The sequence below is a fragment of the Agarivorans sp. QJM3NY_29 genome (assembly GCF_050870835.2).
GTDB lineage: Bacteria > Pseudomonadota > Gammaproteobacteria > Enterobacterales > Celerinatantimonadaceae > Agarivorans.
The window spans coordinates 4,398,627-4,416,552 of the sequence record NZ_CP194036.2; the positions used below are offsets into that span (position 1 = coordinate 4,398,627).

The following is a 17,926-nucleotide window of genomic DNA, read 5'->3' on the forward strand; positions in this document are numbered from 1 at the left end:
TTGATTGTGTTACGGGTATATACAGCCATTTTGATAAACTAAGTGGGGCGCGCTATCGGCGGCTAACCAAAGCGGGCCATCGAGGTCGACAAATTCAGCATCGGTAGCCACTGGCAATGCAGCTTCCATGGCCAGCGATGATCCCAACATGCACCCCACCATCACCCCCATTTCTCGCCGCTGGGCAACTTTAACCATTGCCAAGGCTTCACTGAGGCCGCCACATTTATCCAGCTTGATATTAATCAGCTCATAACGACCACTAAGCCCCGCAATGTCGTGACGATCATGGCAACTTTCGTCGGCACATAGGGGGATTGGATGCTGAAACTTACTTAAGGCTTGGTCTTGCCCTGCGGGCAATGGTTGTTCAACCATTGCAATCTGATGATATTGAAGCGCCACCAGCAATGGCTCTAAATCCAGACTGCCCCAAGCTTCGTTAGCATCAATAATTAATACCGTGAGAGGAGCGACCGCTCGAATTGCCGCCACTTTTTCCAAGACCTGTTGAGCATCCAGCTTAATTTTTAGTAGTTTGGCGCCACGAGCCACGGCTTCACGAGCGGCCTCCACCATCGCCTCCAGCGAAGCGAGGCTTAAGGTCTCGGCCGCCACAATCAATCGAGGCTGAGCCCGTTGAGTCAAAGACCATAGGGAAGTGCCAGATTGAGCCGCAGTTAGCCGCCATAATGCACAATCAAGAGCATTTCTCGCCGAACCTCGGGGTAATAAATCGGCTAACTGTTGCCGAGTCGCCCCCGCTTCAATTGCGGCTTGCACTCCTTTTAACTGTGCCACCACGGTTTCTGCCGACTGCTGATAGTGGGCTGTGGGCGTACATTCCCCCAAGCCAATCAGGCCTCCTTCTTCGATGGCGACTCTCACCACCGTGACGGCATTACGAGTTCCGCGTGAAATCGCGAAGGGCTTCGCCAGCGGCAATTCCACGACCTCGATTTGTAGGCTGCGAGTCAATTTATTCATGAGCGTTGCGTAAGTAACAAGCGATATCGTCAATCCCATAACGCACCGGATCGGTCGCAGGCACACCAAAACGTTCACTCAGTTGCTGACAGAACTCTCGAGCTTCCAGGTCCGAAAACTGCGAAGTATTAATCGCAAAACCAGCGAGTTGAATCTCAGGACTGGTGACTTTGGCAACTCGTAGGTTTTCAGCAACACATTCTGCGATGTCGACCAAGGGGTGATGCGGCAGATGACGCGTGTGAGGACGCCCCATTTCATGGCACATCACCAACCACTGTGGTTGAGCGCCATGCAATAAACCGAGGCTCACGCCTGCATAAGAAGGGTGAAACAGCGAGCCCTGCCCTTCGATAATGTCCCAGTGATCCGGCTCGTTCGCGGGTGCGATTTGTTCCACCGCACCGGAAATGAAATCGGCTACCACCGCATCAATCGACAAACCTTCACCAGAAACCAATACCCCGGTTTGACCGGTCGCACGAAATTGCGCCTTCATTCCTAGTTGAAGCATGGCTTTTTCTAAAGCCAACGAGGTATACATCTTGCCAACAGCACAGTCGGTCCCCACGGTGAGTACACGATGACCAGTCCGTGGCAATCCAGTCCCCACCCGGAGCGCCTGTTCACTATGGCGCACATCAAATAACTGCACCTGATGGGTCTTGGCTAGGTCCCGTAATTCAGCAATATCGTTTAAGCGCTGATGTAAACCACTGGCCACATTCATACCGGTACAAATCGCTTGGCGAATCGTCTGTTGCCAGTGCTCAGGCAAAAATCCGCCCGCATTGGCAGTTCCCAGAACTAGGGTTTTGGCGCCTGCGCTCTTCGCTTGTTCGATGCTCACATCGGGAAGGTCTAAGGCGACGGTCGCACTTGCTAAACGCAATTGACCAATACATTGCTCGGGGCGCCAGGCAAAAATACCTCGTGCCGTTTTCGCCGCCAAAGGGTCGGTAACATCACCAATAAATAAAAGATAGGGTTGCGGTATTTGCATTCTCGTTCACTCACAATCACGCTGCTCATTGAATGAATTTGATTGTTCCATAGCCCTCAAGGCCATGACGAATGCTAATATGTGGCAAGGGTATAACCCTTAGGTTATAGCCAACCGACAGCCCCCATAATGACTAACTCCAACTGAAAACCAGAGCTCAATAAAAGAGCTACAAATTATAAAATTGGTTCAGGATCGACGCTTGTTATCGGCATACATAGGAAGATTGATGAGCTAAACCGAGCCATCCAATGAGTGGCCAGAAAACGATTAGGCGAGCATATGCAGACCATTGTTCAAGTCAGCGTGTTGCAAAAATGAGGCTTGTAAACATGTCACGATGGTGAAGAACATACCACTAGCGGTGTTTCTACGGTGGAACTTAGAAGCAAACCAATATGCAGGAACACTCGGCTTAGTGAACATTTAAGCAACAGATGTTGCTCCAGATGAGAGTTTTTTATTGTGGTAACAAATTGCGACTCAGTGAGTGAAGCAAATACAACTTAGCCTTCCACTCAAAGATGAAAGGCCCAAATGATCTGAGCCCACCTTTAAGCCGCATTTGTGGCTCATCGTTTTAACCCCCAATGGATCTCAATCGCATCGGTTCGGCCTTGCTGAATAAGCCGCAAATGACTGTCTTCAAACGGCTGAAGTATTAAACCGTAGCGAGTAACTTACGCGCGGCCTCTACTACAATACTAACCGCTTTATGTTCGGTGTTTTTCATTAAGCTTTCATCGGGAATTTCTTGTTGAGTCCGATTCACAATCACCCCAGCAACACAGCCAGCCTTAAGACCCTGCGAGGCACACATGGTAAATAAGGTCGCACTCTCCATTTCAAAGTTAAGTACCCCCATGGCTTGCCATTCTTCCATCGAACCCTGCAAGGCTTTGGTTACTCGACCAGAAAAAGTGTCGTAGCGCTCTTGGCCCGGGTAAAAGGTATCGCTGGATGCAGTAACCCCCACATGACAGTTTGCCTTGGCTTCTAAGGCTGCACTATGCAAAGCTTGCATACACGAAAAATCGGCCACGGCGGGAAACGTCATCGGCGCAAAATGTTGGCTGGCGCCATCTAAACGAACCGAAGCCGTGGTGACAATGACGTCCCCCACATTGATGTGGTTCTGGATCGCGCCAGTGGTGCCCACACGTAAAAAAGTTCGCACCCCTAATTGTGCTAACTCTTCCACAGCTATAGAGGTAGAAGGCCCACCAATCCCGGTGGAGCATACCACCACGGGGGTTCCATCCAATTCACCCAGATAAGAGGTAAATTCTCGCTGAGAGGCTAATAACTGCGGATTATCTAATAACGAAGCGATCCGCTCGACCCGCTGAGGATCACCGGGAATAATCGCCAAGCTGGCTCCTTTTAACATCTCAGGGTTTAACCCTAAATGAAATACACTTGCGGCTTGATTCATGCTGACTTCCCTAATTGAGTCGAATAATTAATGCCCTGAGCATAGGGGCTGAACTGCTGAATAAGTGTGAAACATCTCGCATTTAGCTGTAAGTGAAGCTAAAAACAGCTCATTATCACCGCTTATGTTGAAATAACTTTCACCTTTGTAACCTGATCTAAAACGCAACAATCCACCGATTTAAACCATAAACAAATGAATCATTAGCATGTCTATAAGCCGCTGTTCTACAATCAGTAGAATTATTTTAGCCAGAGAAGTAACAATGAAAAATCTGCGTATTATTTATGTAGCGATATTACTGGGTTTAAGTGGCTGTGTCAGTCATCAATCGGAAGGAAATATGAACTTGGCCAATAGCCGCTGGTATATGAGCGCCGACGACTACCAAATAGCCGATATCAAACTGCCCGCCTTTCACTTAGAAGAAACCCAACAAGGCTACAAAATTTCTGGAACCACGGGTTGCAATAACTTTTTTGCCAGCGCAAGTTGGGATGGCAAGCAACTCAGCCTCACCCAACCGATTGCGATGACACGGATGATCTGTGCTGCTCCTCTGAACAAGATTGAAATGGAATTTATGCAAGCCGTAGAGCAGCCAATCATCAGAGATGGCGAAACACTGCGCTTAACTAATGGCGCGGTATTTAAGCGCATTCCAAACAAATCCTAACCACCATCAGTAAGCGAAGCACTTCGCTTACTCGTTAAGCCCTTTTTCTAAACCAGCTTTGCCGTAAGTCTTGCCAACTCGCATAAGCCACCAGTGCCGCAATCATACTACTGCTAGCGAGTACCCAAGTGGTGGCAATGAACTGTTGTTGTTGCCAAGCCACCGGATCCACCGGCCAATGCCAATAGCCAATAGCCCAATCCAGGCTCCAACCAAAGGCCATCGCTGTCACAATCACCCCACTTAAATAGGCGACCAAGGCTCGCATGCCCATCTCCTGGCGCACTAACATCAGCGTTGCAATATTGGTCGCTGGCCCGGCTAACATAAACACCAAAGCTGCCCCCGGTGAAATGCCAGCGATAATCAAGCCCGCGGCTATCGGTGTCGAGGCCGTTGCGCAGATATACATAGGGATCCCGACTAAGACCATCACCACCATGGTGCCCCACCCCTGCCCCCACCGGGTCATAAAGCTTTCTGGCAAATAAGTTTGAATCAATGCAGCAAATGCCAAACCCACAAACAACCATAGGTAGCTATCCCGTACCATCTCAAGCAAGGCATCTGCCCAGCGCCGTAAACTGCTACGCCAGTCTGCTGTGGGAGTCTCGGCGGGCGATGATTGACTAGCGCACTGACCACCGCTGCAGCAACTCTTAACCACAGTTTTTGGCGCTTGACCAGCTTCACTATTACCAACTAAAAGGCCCGCTACGATGGCACTCACAATCGCCGCAATAGGACGAATAATTGCCATCACCGGCCCCAACAGCGCATAGGAAATGGCCACCGAATCAACTCCAGTTTCCGGTGTTGCGATTAGAAAAGAGGTGGTGGCACTATTCGAAGCCCCAGCACGGCGTAGACCCAGCGCAGCGGGGATCACCCCACAAGAGCACAATGGCAAAGGCGCGCCAATAAACGCTGCTTTTATTGTTGTACTCGGTCGGTTATTACCTAAATGCTTAGCCAACCAACGACTCGGTAAGCCCAGTTTCAAGCTGGCGGCAATCACAAAGCCTAGTAATAACCAAGGCGCAGCACTTAGAAATAATCCAATAAAATTAGTCAATAACATCTTCTAAAGCCTTTAATATTGAACACTGGGCAGCACTTTCACTGCCACCACAACAAGTCTCATGTAATTGGCGCAAAGTCGCTTCAAAAGCCTGTAGCTGAGCGAGTTGCTGCTGTACCTTGACCAACTTTTGTTCGATAAGGACGCTCACATCGTGACAACTCACCTGCTCGGCTCGCTCTCGCAGGTTCAGTAATTCAGCGATATCTTTAATTGATAAACCAGATTGCTTTGCCCGCTGCACAAAGCGCAATCGAGCTACATCTGTCTCACTATAAATACGATATTGGTTGGCCTCGCGCGCGGGCGTTTTCAGTAGCCCCTTGCGCTCATAAAAACGCAAGGCCTCGACACTTAAGCCACTTAGCTTGGCTAATTCCCCGATCCGATACATAAATACCTCCCATTCACTACAGGATAAACCCTATAGCTAGGTTTAGGGTCAACCTTTTTTTTCTGGAATGATAAAAATCTCTTGGTTCAATGCAGAGTCTAAGCCTGCTGACGGGATAATTTTATTAGAGTATATGATGCAAGTTGATGACTTTTAGTGCACCAGCTAAAGTGGCACATACAAATATCTGCCAGAGTGACCCAGAGTGACCATGCTCAAGCTTTTACTTTGCAGCCTTCTCTTAATTAAGGGCCACTGCAATTAGTATCAATGCTAAGGCAATCCAAGTATTCAGAGCCACATTTTCGTTAGCAAAGATAACACCGACCAAGACACCGAATGTGGGGCCTAGATCGTTGGTGAGTGAGGTAAATACAGGGCCTGTTTCCGATATGAGAAGCATATAAAGAAAGTAAACAACTCCGGCCCACATGGCCCCCAGATAGATAATAAAAAGAATCGTATCTAAAGTTACATGGCTTAGGAGTTGGCTATCAGAAAACAAGAATATAAGTAATATCTGTAGGCTGGCTGCACCCAATACATTCCTTGCCACAATCAGAGGGGGCTCGTCCCCACATTTGAGTGTTCTTGGAAAATCCGGCGAGCATTGCCGAGCTTATTTAAAAAACCATTGATACTAAATAAAGCAATGCCAATACCAAACTCTAGTGTTTCAACAGAGTTCATATTTACGCCACATAGGACGATAGCATTTTGTTTCAGTTAGTCTGGGATGTAGGCAATCAACCAAGAATTGCCGCCAGCTAAGCCTACATCTACGGCTAGACAAATCATCCAAATAAACCAAGTGATGAGAGTCTCCGCCCACAGCTGATAGGTTTATAAATATTGATTTCGCTCTGCGGGAATATCAGACAGATATTGTACAAATTCAAGCTCAAAACCATCGGGATCTAGGAAGTATACATTTTTACGATATTGTGTCGCCGCGCCCTGGTTGTGAATCGGAAAACCAGCTTGCAGCAAACGCTGGCTCAACGCCTCGATATTATCGGTAACAAAAGCGAAATGTGCCAAGCCCAGTTGGTTACTTGTCAAAGACCGATTTTCCCCTCGACCACTATCGTTAAAAGTTAAGTAATGCGTTTCATCACCAAAGTGAACCCAATTTCTTGGGGTTCCATGCCATAACTGATGACCTTGTCCTCTAATATACCAGTGGGGAAAAGCGGCCCCGTAAAACTTAAGCGTAGCATCAAGATCGCTCACCACTAAATTCAAATGTTCTAAATACATTGTGATTTCCTTCGTTATTGATCATTGCTGTGAACACCAGCGAATCGACGACTCGGTGATATTTGTGTTTAGCATAAAAGCTCAAGTTAACTTGAGGTAAAGGAGTTTTTTTCTTATCCTCAAACAATATTCATTTGAGGAAAAGCGATGACCAGCACTCCACCAAAAGCCCTATCGGTAGGTTTTGTCGCCAAACGCTGTGGCGTGAAAATATCGACACTGCATTTTTACGAAAGTAAAGGGCTGATCCAAAGTTGGCGTAACCAGGGCAACCAACGCCGTTATCGGGCCGATGTACTACGACGGGTCTCGGTGATCAAAGCCGCACAAAAATTGGGGATCAGTTTACAAGACATTAAGCTGGCCCTCGCCAGCCTGCCCGATCAACGCACTCCAACCAAACAAGACTGGCAGCAGCTGTCAAAGGTCTGGCGCCAACAATTAAATCAACGGATCCATCAACTAGAAAAGCTTAGGGATTCTCTCAACGGCTGTATTGGTTGTGGTTGCCTCTCCATGCAGAATTGTCCGCTCTACAATCCCGATGACATCCTAGCTGAACAAGCGCAAGGACCTGTTCTATTAGACCGAGCATAAACTTGCACCATAGCGACCAAAATCGCAGCTTGAATCAAAAGCGCCCTTTATCGATAAAAATAAGCATGCCCAAAGAACTTTTTTAATACTTGCAACGTTATTCCTTTTAACCGAGGAGTAACTATGTTTAATTTTTTAAAAGTAAATCCATTGAAACGTAAACGAAAAAAATATGATGTTTTACTGGAATCGGCAATGCTCGCGCAAAGACGAGGCGACATTATGAGCTATTCGATGCTAAGTGCCGATGCGGAGCAACTATGGAAAGAAATCAAAGAGTTAGAGTTGAAAAATCAGTTGCCCAATACACCAAGTGAAAAGTGACAAGTAAATCATTAAAGCATCAGGCTATTGACAGGAAAATTATTAAATATCAGTAATTTGAGCTAAACAGAGTCGGCGTCCATACTTAATGAACGCCGGCCAAATTAGCGACGAACATGCCAAATAAAGTCAGTCAAGTTATCAACAAGCGAACGAAGCCCAACGTGGTTAAGCTCGGCTTGGGTGCTGCCTTATTAGCCTTTTTCAGCCTCGCGATCCTCGCCATTGTATTTACTGCGCTAAACAATGTTGATCGTGAAATTAAAAACAAGGTAAAAAAATCTCTATTAACCACTCTGCATACCACCCAACAAGCTCAGCATATTTGGCTACAACACCGACTGACAGAATTAGATAACATCACCCGCTCTCAATCACTGCGCAGCATTGCGCAGACCTTCACTCGCAGTAAACCTAGTCCATCGCAGTTTGCCAAAGCAGAACAACAGCTGGCACAAAGTCTGCGTTTTATTATGGAAAGTTATCAAGATCAGAACTATTGGCTGACGCGCCGCAATGGCCAAATCCTCAGTTCGAACCTCACGCAGCAAACCACACGCCACCCTTTATTTGAATTAAGCTCACAAGCGATACAACGGGTATTAGCTGGTGAAACTCGTTTTATCACAGGCTCAGTCAAAACCGAGCGCGCCCCCCAAAGTCACATTTACTTTTGTTCACCAGTGTTCGATGAACAACGACAGGTGATTGCCGTTCTGATCATCGGTGCCGATCAACATAAACACTTTAATACGATCACCCAACTTGGCAACATCTGGGACAGCGGTGCAACTTATGCCTTTGATCAAAATGGTGTAATGCTTTCAAATTCTCGTTCCGACGAGCAACTTCATCGAGTCGGTTTGTTAGCGCCCGCACAAAGTGCCATCAACACCATTCGAATCACCGATCCCGGTAGCAATATCTTGGAGAGGCGAGACCAAAAACTATCTAAACTACCACTCACACTGATGGCACAAAGCGCCACTCGAGGGCAAACGGACTTCAATATAGAAGGTTACCGAGACTACCGAGGTATATTGGTATTAGGCGCTTGGAGTTGGCAAGCCAACTATGGCTTTGGCCTTGCCACCGAAATCGACAAATCCGAGGCATATAACGTTTATGGTAGAACCAAAAACATCGTATTAATTGGCATCATTAGTTCTTTAGTGGTGACTTTTAGCCTATTTATGTTGCTGTATATCAGCCTCCGTAACGGCAAGCGCAGCTTATATCAAGCCCAACTGGTATTAGAAGATAGGGTTAAACAACGAACCGCCAACCTAGAGGCGGCTCAGCAGCAACTGCGCGCCGCCTACCAAGAACTCGAGCAAGTATCTATCACTGATAGCCTCACCGGCATCCCCAATCGACGCTGCGCCGATACTTTTTTAAATAGTGAGTGGCGCCGCGCACAACGCGATGGATATCCGATCACTATTATGCTGATCGACATCGACCATTTTAAGCAATATAACGATCACTATGGTCATCCCGCGGGCGATATTTGCCTGGAGCTTGTCGCTAGAACCCTAATCGACAGCCAAATTTGTAAACGTCCGGGGGATCTAATTGCACGCTATGGTGGCGAAGAATTTATCGCCATATTAAGTAATAGCGATCAACAATATGCCACACTTGCCGCGAACAACTTACTTGAAGCCATCCGTAAAGCTGCCATCCCCCATAATTTCACTTTAGTTGAAGATCAAACCATGCTGACCATCAGTATTGGGGTATCCATTGCAGAAAACATCGACACCAGCCTTGAAAAAGTTGTGAGTTTAGCTGACCAAGCGCTGTACATCAGTAAACAAACTGGACGTAATCGCTATCACCTGAAACTCCCCCAATAGTGCAACTGAGCGGCTCCCCCAAGCTAAAATAAACCAATCCGTCCATTAATCACCACCTTGAACAGCAATCGAAGTTGCTGTTTTCACATAAATTTCAATAAAAAATAAGGACTAAACAATGCTACCTACGGATGATTAATCTACTAAAAATTGCACATTCTTAAGACTTTTCCTGTAAAATGCGCGCCTCAAACCTAAGTTGTTTATTTTTCGGGCAACTTGTACCGCTAGCGCACATAACTGCTAATGAGGATAAAACCCCAATGGAAAACGCTCGACCGATTCGACGTGCACTGATCAGTGTTTCAGATAAAACAGGCATCATCGAATTCTCTCGATCTTTAGCCCACCAAGGCGTAGAGATCTTATCTACTGGTGGCACCGCTAAATTACTGGCTGATAACGGCATCGCCGTGATTGAAGTCTCAAACTACACAGGCTTCCCAGAAATGATGGATGGACGGGTAAAAACACTCCATCCTAAAGTACACGGTGGCATTTTAGGTCGACGCGGCACCGATGACCAAGTCATGGCTGAACACGACATCAATGCCATTGATATGGTGGTGGTCAACCTTTACCCATTTGCAGCAACCGTGGCAAACCCAGATTGCAGCCTGGCCGATGCGGTAGAAAACATCGACATTGGCGGACCAACCATGGTGCGCAGTGCAGCGAAAAACCATAAAGACGTGACCATCGTGGTGAACGCTTCGGATTACGACCGTGTATTGGCAGAAATGGCTAATAACGATAAATCGTTAACTCAAGCCACTCGATTCGACCTCGCCATTGCCGCTTTCGAACACACCGCCGCCTACGACGGGATGATTGCAAACTACTTCGGTACCATGGTCCCAAGCTACGGCGACAACACCGAAGGTGATGAAGAAAGTAAGTTTCCACGAACATTTAATAGCCAATTCATTAAAAAGCAAGATATGCGCTATGGCGAAAACAGCCACCAAGCAGCCGCTTTTTATGTAGAAAAAAACATTGAAGAAGCCTCGGTATCGACTGCCACTCAGCTACAGGGTAAAGCCTTGTCATTCAACAACATCGCCGATACAGACGCCGCCCTTGAGTGTGTAAAAGAATTTGCTGAGCCATGTTGTGTCATCGTGAAACACGCCAATCCTTGCGGCGTTGCTTTAGGAGATGACATTCTGCAAGCTTACCAGCGCGCTTATCAAACCGATCCAACTTCAGCCTTTGGTGGCATTATCGCTTTTAACCGAGAACTCGATGCCGATACCGCCGAAGCCATTGTCTCTCGCCAATTTGTGGAAGTGATCATTGCGCCTAAAGTTTCTGAAGCAGCAGCACAAATTGTTGCCGCGAAGAAGAATGTGCGTCTGCTGCAATGTGGCGAGTGGTCAACTAAAACCACCGGTTTACAACTGAAACGGGTAAATGGTGGTTTATTGGTGCAAGACCGCGATCAAGGCATGGTCGGTCAAGAAGAGCTAAGCGTCGTCAGCAAACGTCAACCCTCAGCAGAAGAACTACGTGACGCGCTATTCTGCTGGAAAGTGGCTAAATTCGTGAAATCGAATGCCATCGTTTACGCCAAAGGGAACATGACGATTGGGGTCGGTGCTGGCCAAATGAGCCGTGTATACAGTGCTAAAATCGCTGGTATTAAAGCCGCCGATGAAAATCTGGAAGTCGCCGGAAGCGTGATGGCATCCGATGCCTTCTTCCCGTTCCGCGATGGCATCGATGCCGCTGCCGAAGCGGGCATCACCTGCGTCATTCAACCCGGTGGCTCAATGCGTGATGACGAAGTCATCGCGGCTGCGGATGAACACGGCATGGCCATGCTATTCACCGGCATGCGCCACTTCTACCACTAAACGAATAACAGCCAGCCTTACGCTGGCTGTTTTATATTGTGGCTTGGCCTGACCAAGCCGGGTTTGCTCAGTATTGGATAAACAAAAATGAACGTACTTGTGATTGGCGGCGGTGGCCGTGAACATGCGCTGGCTTGGAAGGCCGCCCAGTCTCCTTTAGTTGATAAAGTCTTTGTGGCCCCCGGCAACGCTGGTTCGGCGCTTGAGCCAAAGCTGGAAAATGTTGCAATTAATGTTGAAGATATTGCCGGCCTACTGAGCTTTGCGCAACAGAACCAAGTTGAACTGACCATTGTCGGCCCTGAAGGCCCCTTAGTGATTGGCGTGGTGGATGCTTTTCGCGCTGCGGGTCTAAAGATCTTCGGCCCCACCGAAAAAGCAGCACAGCTTGAAGGCTCTAAATCTTTTACCAAAGATTTTTTAGCCCGTCACAACATCCCAACGGGTTACTACCAAACCTTTACCGAAGTTGAACCTGCCATTGCTTATGTTAAGCAGCAGGGCGCCCCCATCGTGGTAAAAGCCGATGGCTTAGCAGCAGGTAAAGGCGTGATTGTGGCGATGACCGAAGCCGAAGCAATCGCGGCAATCGAAGATATGCTCGCCGATAACGTCTTTGGTGAAGCAGGTTCACGCGTGGTAATTGAAGAGTTCTTAGATGGCGAAGAAGCTAGCTTCATCGTGATGGTGGATGGCAGCAACGTATTAGCCATGGCCACCAGCCAAGATCATAAACGAGTTGGCGACGGTGACAGCGGCTTAAATACCGGCGGCATGGGGGCTTACTCACCCGCACCAGTAGTAACGCCTGAAATTCACCAACGCATTATGGATCAAGTGATCATGCCGACAGTAAAAGGCATGGCTACTGAAGGCAACGAATACACTGGTTTCTTATATGCTGGTTTGATGATCATGGCTGATGGCATGCCAAAAATCATCGAATATAACTGTCGCTTCGGAGATCCAGAAACCCAACCGATAATGATGCGAATGCAATCTGATATCGTTGAGCTATGTTTAGCCGCCGTTGATCGTAAACTCGATAGTAAAACTGCCGAATTTGACTCTCGTGCAGCCATGGGTGTGGTCCTCGCCGCTGCAGGCTACCCAGGTGATTACCCGAAAGGAGATGTGATTAACCTACCCAGCTTGAGCGAAGAAAGCCTAGACGCCAAAGTATTCCACGCAGGGACTAGCGAAAAAGACGGTCAGCTCCTGACTAGTGGTGGTCGAGTGCTGTGTGCTACCGCCTTAGGCAACAGCGTGACAGAGGCTCAAGCCAATGCCTACGCCTTAGTCAAAAAAGTGTCTTGGAACGGTATGTTCTATCGTCACGACATCGGCTACCGCGCTATCGCCCGAGAAAAAAGCCAAGGCTAAGCCTTAAGCTGAATGCTAATAACATATAAAACCACTAAATGATCGATATTTAGTGGTTTTTTTTGTATTTTTCACATGATGCAAAGCTTAATCTCAATATTACTCAAGCAGTGCTATTATTCACTGTCATCATTGCGAAGAGCGTAACATGGAAAAGCATAATTTATTAGAAGATGGTTTAGCCCTATTAATTGGCAGCCTGATGGTTTCCTTAGGACTATTTTTCTTTAAACAGACTCAATTACTCACTGGTGGTACCGCGGGTTTGGCTCTGTTATCCAGTCAATTTTTTAAGTTAAGCTTTGGTCAAATATTTTTACTCATTAACTTACCCTTTTTTATTTTGGGTTTTGCCAAGATGGGCAAAAGCTTCACTTTTCGCACCGTCGCTTGTGTATTGCTGGTCTCTTTGTTTACCGATTATATGCATCTGGTCCTCAGTGTTTCACATATTGAGAGAAGTTATGCATCACTCTGTGGCGGTTTCTTAATTGGCACTGGTATGTTGATCCTGATCCGCCATAAAGGCAGCTTAGGCGGGGTGAATATTCTAGCCTTATATTTACAACAACGTTTTAATATTCGTGCAGGTCAGGTGCAAATGGGGCTCGATATTATGATTGTTGCTGCCTCTTACTTCCTCGTCCCATTAAGCGTTTTACTATGGTCCATTGTTGGCGCGGTCGCGCTCAATATCGTGATATCATTGAATCACAAAAGTGGACGCTACCAAGGTCTATCTTAATTAAACCAATGACATTTACTTCTGCGTTCATCTCGGTAAAACAAACTCAGCGTTTGTTTGCTTGCTATGATCAATGGCTTACAGATTACCAAGACTATTGGCAATTCAGTCCTTTTGCCCATCACACATTCCCTTGGCCAAAGCCCTCACTCAAACACCGCTTAGAACAACTAAGCCTTGAGCAGCTGACCCAATTTGAACAACAGCCCACGCTGGCTAGAAGCTATTTTGCTGAGTATTTCCCAGAACTAACGCAAAACCAAGAATCATGGCCCTTAACGGTTCCTCAAACGCGCAGTTTAACCAGCCCATTTTGGTTGAGTAACGGTATTAAAGGCCGTAAATTGGAACAAATTGCAGCCTTTTGCCAACAATTACACGGCGAGACAAGACCAGTATTGGAGTGGTGTGCAGGCAAAGGTCACTTGGGGCGCTTCATTAGTTACCATCACCAGCTGCCCGTCACCAGCCTAGAGTGGCAGGCACCGCTCTGTGAAGAGGGGCAACAGTTGGCCCAAAAATTAAACTTAAGCCAACATTTTGAACACTGTGATGTATTAGCTGAGCCTCCCCAAGCCACGCTCAACAAGCAACAACATGTAGTGGCCTTACACGCTTGCGGTGAGTTGCACCTACAGCTACTTCGCTTAGCCAGTCAGCAGCGACCACAACGACTCAGCCTATGCCCCTGCTGCTATCACCTCATTAGCACCCCTTACTATCAGCCGCTCTCCGAGCAGGCTCAACAAAGCTCCCTTCAATTGAGTAAAGCGGACTTACGCTTGGCCGTGGCTCAGTCGGTTACCTCGGGTCAGCGGGTGCAAAACCTACGTCAAACCGAGATCCATTGGCGCTTAAGTTACCAATGTTTACGCGAGCAAGTGACTGGGCAAAGCGACTACCAAGCGTTGCCGTCGGTGGCGAAACACTGGTTTGCTCAAGGGAGTAGCTTTGCCGATTTTGCCCAATGGGCGAGTCAACAACACCAACTGGCGCTGCCAGAGTCCATCGACTGGGCAGATTATTTAAACTTAGGACGAGAGCGCCATCTTCAAGTACGTAAAAGTGAACTGATACAACAACTATTTAGACCCATCTTAGAGCGCTGGCTGATTCTGGACCGTTGCTTATTTTTACAAAAGCATGGCTATCAGCTAAAACTCGTGGAACTTTTCCCCTTTCAAACTAGTCCACGTAATGTACTCATTCAAGCCGAGTTGCCTTAGGGCGCTTCAACCGTAAGGCTCTAATCAATACCTTAAGTACTGTTTATTGGTTTTTAACCCTTACGATATAGCCTCTGCTCTAATAAGCAATAAGGCCTTTTACTGTGATAATTGTTACACTTACCAATATTGGATAGGTATCTATCCTTGACTCATTGATAACTGGAAACTTTATGTTGCTTCGTATCCCGCTATGCTTCACCTTGCTTTGCGTTAGTTCTATGCTGTTTGCCACCGAACAAGAAGAACAATATGAAGAAGCGCTCAATCCCGCACTTATTGAAAACGACACGGCATCGAGTGAACCACAACCAATCCCCGAGCCTAAACCAAACATCCTCCCAGAAACCGAGTCGAAGGGAAAGTCAGTCGAAGCAAACCCTACCGAGCTGGACCTGCAACAAAAGTCAGGCGATGACAAACAAGCTTTGCCGGCCCAACCCGAAAACATTATTCCGATAGTTGTTGGCAACGATCCGCTCTCGAGCAAAACTCAGAAAAATTTAGCCGAGCCGCCCCCAGAGCAAGCGACATGGGGACCGCTTCATTTACTCAATACCGAGCTCTCACCGAACAGCAAAGCCACCCTAGATTGGTTTTCCGGTCACCTGCCTGGTGGCTTCGAAATGGCCACCCCGGTCGTGGTATTGCATGGTAAAGAAGCAGGGCCAACCGTATGTTTAACTGCCGCGATCCATGGTGATGAGGTCAACGGGGTTGAAATTGCCCGCCGAGTCGTACAAAACCTAAAACCAGAAAATCTCAAAGGCAGCATTATCTCGGTTCCAGTGGTCAATATTGACGGACTATGGCGCAAAGATCGCTATATGTCAGACCGACGTGATCTTAACCGCGCCTTTCCTGGTAATGCTAACGGCTCAACCGCCTCTCGCGTCGCTTATAGCTTATTTACCAGCATTATCCGTCACTGTGACAGTGTCATTGATCTGCATTCTGGCTCAATGTTTCGGGAAAATGTGACTCAATTACGGGCCGATATCACTCTAACTTCGGTTGCGGAATTAACCAAACAATTTGGTGCGGTTTCGGTACTACAAAGCATTGCTCCCCCAGGCAGCTTACGTGGCGCAGCAACCGCCGCTGGGATCCCCGCGGTGGTGATGGAAGTGGGAGGTCCTTTCACCGTTGATGTAAAAATGGTTGAAACTGGCGTCAAAGCGCTACGCAGTTATTTAAGTTCCATCGGTATGTTGCCGCGCTCTTTCTTTTGGTCTTCACCACAACCGGTATTTTATGCCTCCGAGTGGCTGCGCTCTCGCCAAGGCGGGATCCTGATAAACAAAGTCAACCTAGGGCAAAAAGTAAACAAGGGGCAACTGTTAGGTGAAATTAGCAACCCGATTAATAATGAAATCGAGAATCTATACGCACCTTTCAATGCCGTCGTTCTTGGCCGTGCTCAGGACCAATTTGTCAGCGCTGGTTACGCTGTGTTTAACCTTGGTGAACGCCGAAGCATAGAAGCTCTTGAACAACAGGGTGAACAAGTGAAGAAAAAAGTTGTCGAGAATAATGCGGAACAGATGGGGCTAACACCCAGCCTAAACCAGAATGATGCCACCCCCCAAGTTACAGATGATGAGGCGACCACGCTGCCACCTAAACCCGAGAGCCCCTCGCGGCCAACACCAACGGGGCATCAAATCCCCGATATGGATGATGTTCCAGAAGATTAGCCAAGCCTTATCAAGGCGAGCAATAGCCAAGAATTCTTTTAAGGAGTAATCACGATGACCCAAGAGGCTTTAATCAAACGCTGCACATGGTGTGGTGACGCCCCAGATTATCAACATTATCACGACCATAGCTGGGGGCGGCCAGTTTATGACTCAAAAGAACTATTTGCTAAGCTCTGTTTAGATGGACAACAAGCCGGTTTGTCATGGATAACCATTCTGCGTAAACAGCAAAACTACTATCAAGCCTTTGCTCAATTCCAACCAGACAAAATCGCTCAATACCAAGACCAAGACTGCGCCCGCTTAATGGAAAACAAAGGGATCGTACGCAATAAGCTTAAGATTAATTCCATTATTAAGAATGCCAGAGCCTATTTAGCGATAGAGGCACAAGGCCAAACTTTTAGCGACTATATTTGGAGCTTTGTAAACGGCAAAACCATTGTAAATCGCTATACCCATATGCAAGACATTCCAGCTGAAAGCCCAGAATCACAAGCAATGTCGAAAGCCTTAAAAAAAGCAGGATTTAATTTTGTTGGACCCACGATTTGTTATGCCTTTATGCAAGCGGTGGGTATGGTGAACGATCACCTGGTGGATTGCCATGTCTATCGAGAGTGTGTCGAGTTAGCCAAACGTTAAGCTACTTCATACTGGCCAGAAGATGTTATAGCAATCTAATTAATTAGATGAGCAATTTATTACGCAGAATTAATTTACCGATAATCAGCCAGGAAGTGCAGTAGCTAGTGGCTCTAATGACAAGATACATCACGCAGTTAGCGGTGATCTAGGCTAGCAAAAATAAACCAGTAATGGTTAGATTAGTATTCGATGGGCTGCTCATCAGTCATCAATACGGTGAGTCGTAAGTGATTCGACCAAGGGCCTTATTCGCTCGCTGTTGAGCGCATGTGACTGGTTGCAGTCAATCTAAATATAAGGTGATTTAGGCCACCCTGAACGGGGAAGCTTTCGCCTGATCGGCGATGATCTCTGTGTGACAATTATTGAGTGTTAGTATAACTGAACGAAGTCTTACAAATTAACGAGTTAACTCCGCGAAACGTTGTTCTTCAGTCTTTTTGTTTTGTAAGTAGCTTAATGCCACCAAACCCATTAATTCCATCATAATTTTTCTCTCTTTAGTAAAAGTTTAACTCAGTTGATCAATCAGATTAACGATTCAGTTGCTTAACACTGGCGTCATCGTGTTTTTTGTAACCTAGGTAGCTAAGGGCGACCAATCCAAATAAATCGTACATAATATTTTCCTTTTGCTTGTAAATGACTAGCGATTACGTTGCGCTTGGCTTTGTTGATTATTGTTTGCTTGTGATTGTAATGCGTAAAATAAACCAAATAATTCCATAATATGTTCACCTATTGTTTTGTTT

At 46.9% G+C, this 17,926-nt stretch carries 17 protein-coding genes; 10 read left to right on the forward strand and 7 right to left on the reverse strand.

Features of this window, described 5'->3' with window-relative positions:
* Positions 1-9: 9 nt before the first annotated feature.
* From dgcA to udp, 3 genes are all read right to left on the reverse strand, one after another.
* Positions 10-987: an N-acetyl-D-Glu racemase DgcA gene (gene dgcA, locus ACRRS0_RS19920; protein WP_432455850.1), complete on the reverse strand. Its 978-nt coding sequence runs from the start codon at positions 985-987 to the stop codon at positions 10-12.
* Positions 980-1,990, reverse strand: coding sequence for an N-acetyltransferase DgcN (gene dgcN, locus ACRRS0_RS19925; protein WP_432455849.1), 1,011 nt, complete (start codon positions 1,988-1,990; stop codon positions 980-982). Before dgcN ends, dgcA begins: the two co-directional genes overlap by 8 nt.
* Before the next feature lie 661 nt (positions 1,991-2,651).
* Entirely contained in the window at positions 2,652-3,425 is a 774-nt protein-coding gene (gene udp, locus ACRRS0_RS19930) for a uridine phosphorylase (protein ID WP_432455848.1), read from the reverse strand.
* 265 nt (positions 3,426-3,690) lie between these two features.
* Between udp and ACRRS0_RS19935 the strand changes: the two genes are divergently transcribed.
* On the forward strand, positions 3,691-4,101 hold the full coding sequence (locus ACRRS0_RS19935; RefSeq protein ID WP_432455847.1) for an META domain-containing protein: 411 nt from the start codon (positions 3,691-3,693) through the stop codon (positions 4,099-4,101).
* Between the two features lie 34 nt (positions 4,102-4,135).
* On the opposite strand, the gene ACRRS0_RS19940 is transcribed toward ACRRS0_RS19935, so the two are convergent.
* The 4 genes from ACRRS0_RS19940 to ACRRS0_RS19955 form a co-directional block, all read right to left on the reverse strand.
* Positions 4,136-5,182 carry an SO_0444 family Cu/Zn efflux transporter gene (locus ACRRS0_RS19940; protein WP_432455846.1) on the reverse strand — a complete coding sequence of 349 codons (1,047 nt, stop codon included), beginning with the start codon at positions 5,180-5,182 and terminating at the stop codon, positions 4,136-4,138.
* Positions 5,169-5,576, reverse strand: a complete 408-nt coding sequence (gene zntR / locus ACRRS0_RS19945; protein WP_432455845.1) for a Zn(2+)-responsive transcriptional regulator — start codon at positions 5,574-5,576, stop codon at positions 5,169-5,171. The genes ACRRS0_RS19940 and zntR overlap by 14 nt, the downstream gene beginning before the upstream one ends.
* 241 nt (positions 5,577-5,817) lie before the next feature.
* Positions 5,818-6,117 (reverse strand): EamA family transporter, encoded by a 300-nt coding sequence (locus ACRRS0_RS19950; protein WP_432455844.1) that lies wholly within the window; start codon positions 6,115-6,117, stop codon positions 5,818-5,820.
* A 302-nt stretch (positions 6,118-6,419) separates the two neighbouring features.
* Entirely contained in the window at positions 6,420-6,836 is a 417-nt protein-coding gene (locus ACRRS0_RS19955; protein WP_432455843.1) for a VOC family protein, read from the reverse strand.
* Between the two features lie 147 nt (positions 6,837-6,983).
* Between ACRRS0_RS19955 and soxR the strand changes: the two genes are divergently transcribed.
* From soxR to ACRRS0_RS20000, 9 genes are all read left to right on the forward strand, one after another.
* Positions 6,984-7,433, forward strand: coding sequence for a redox-sensitive transcriptional activator SoxR (gene soxR, locus ACRRS0_RS19960; protein WP_432455842.1), 450 nt, complete (start codon positions 6,984-6,986; stop codon positions 7,431-7,433).
* A gap of 123 nt (positions 7,434-7,556) precedes the next feature.
* Entirely contained in the window at positions 7,557-7,757 is a 201-nt protein-coding gene (locus ACRRS0_RS19965; RefSeq protein WP_432455841.1) for a DUF6435 family protein, read from the forward strand.
* A gap of 116 nt (positions 7,758-7,873) precedes the next feature.
* The gene (locus ACRRS0_RS19970; RefSeq protein WP_432455839.1) at positions 7,874-9,616 is read left to right on the forward strand and encodes a diguanylate cyclase; all 1,743 of its coding nucleotides are present in this window, start codon (positions 7,874-7,876) and stop codon (positions 9,614-9,616) included.
* Between the two features lie 263 nt (positions 9,617-9,879).
* The gene (purH, locus tag ACRRS0_RS19975) at positions 9,880-11,472 is read left to right on the forward strand and encodes a bifunctional phosphoribosylaminoimidazolecarboxamide formyltransferase/IMP cyclohydrolase (protein WP_432455838.1); all 1,593 of its coding nucleotides are present in this window, start codon (positions 9,880-9,882) and stop codon (positions 11,470-11,472) included.
* A gap of 87 nt (positions 11,473-11,559) precedes the next feature.
* Complete coding sequence (gene purD, locus ACRRS0_RS19980; RefSeq protein WP_432455837.1) at positions 11,560-12,855, forward strand: phosphoribosylamine--glycine ligase; 1,296 nt, start codon at positions 11,560-11,562, stop codon at positions 12,853-12,855.
* A gap of 148 nt (positions 12,856-13,003) precedes the next feature.
* Positions 13,004-13,600 carry a YitT family protein gene (locus ACRRS0_RS19985; protein WP_432455836.1) on the forward strand — a complete coding sequence of 199 codons (597 nt, stop codon included), beginning with the start codon at positions 13,004-13,006 and terminating at the stop codon, positions 13,598-13,600.
* An 8-nt stretch (positions 13,601-13,608) separates the two neighbouring features.
* Positions 13,609-14,826 (forward strand): class I SAM-dependent methyltransferase, encoded by a 1,218-nt coding sequence (locus ACRRS0_RS19990; protein WP_432455835.1) that lies wholly within the window; start codon positions 13,609-13,611, stop codon positions 14,824-14,826.
* A gap of 173 nt (positions 14,827-14,999) precedes the next feature.
* Entirely contained in the window at positions 15,000-16,523 is a 1,524-nt protein-coding gene (locus tag ACRRS0_RS19995) for a succinylglutamate desuccinylase/aspartoacylase family protein (protein ID WP_432455834.1), read from the forward strand.
* A gap of 54 nt (positions 16,524-16,577) precedes the next feature.
* On the forward strand, positions 16,578-17,171 hold the full coding sequence (locus ACRRS0_RS20000) for a DNA-3-methyladenine glycosylase I (RefSeq protein WP_432455833.1): 594 nt from the start codon (positions 16,578-16,580) through the stop codon (positions 17,169-17,171).
* Positions 17,172-17,926 lie beyond the last annotated feature (755 nt).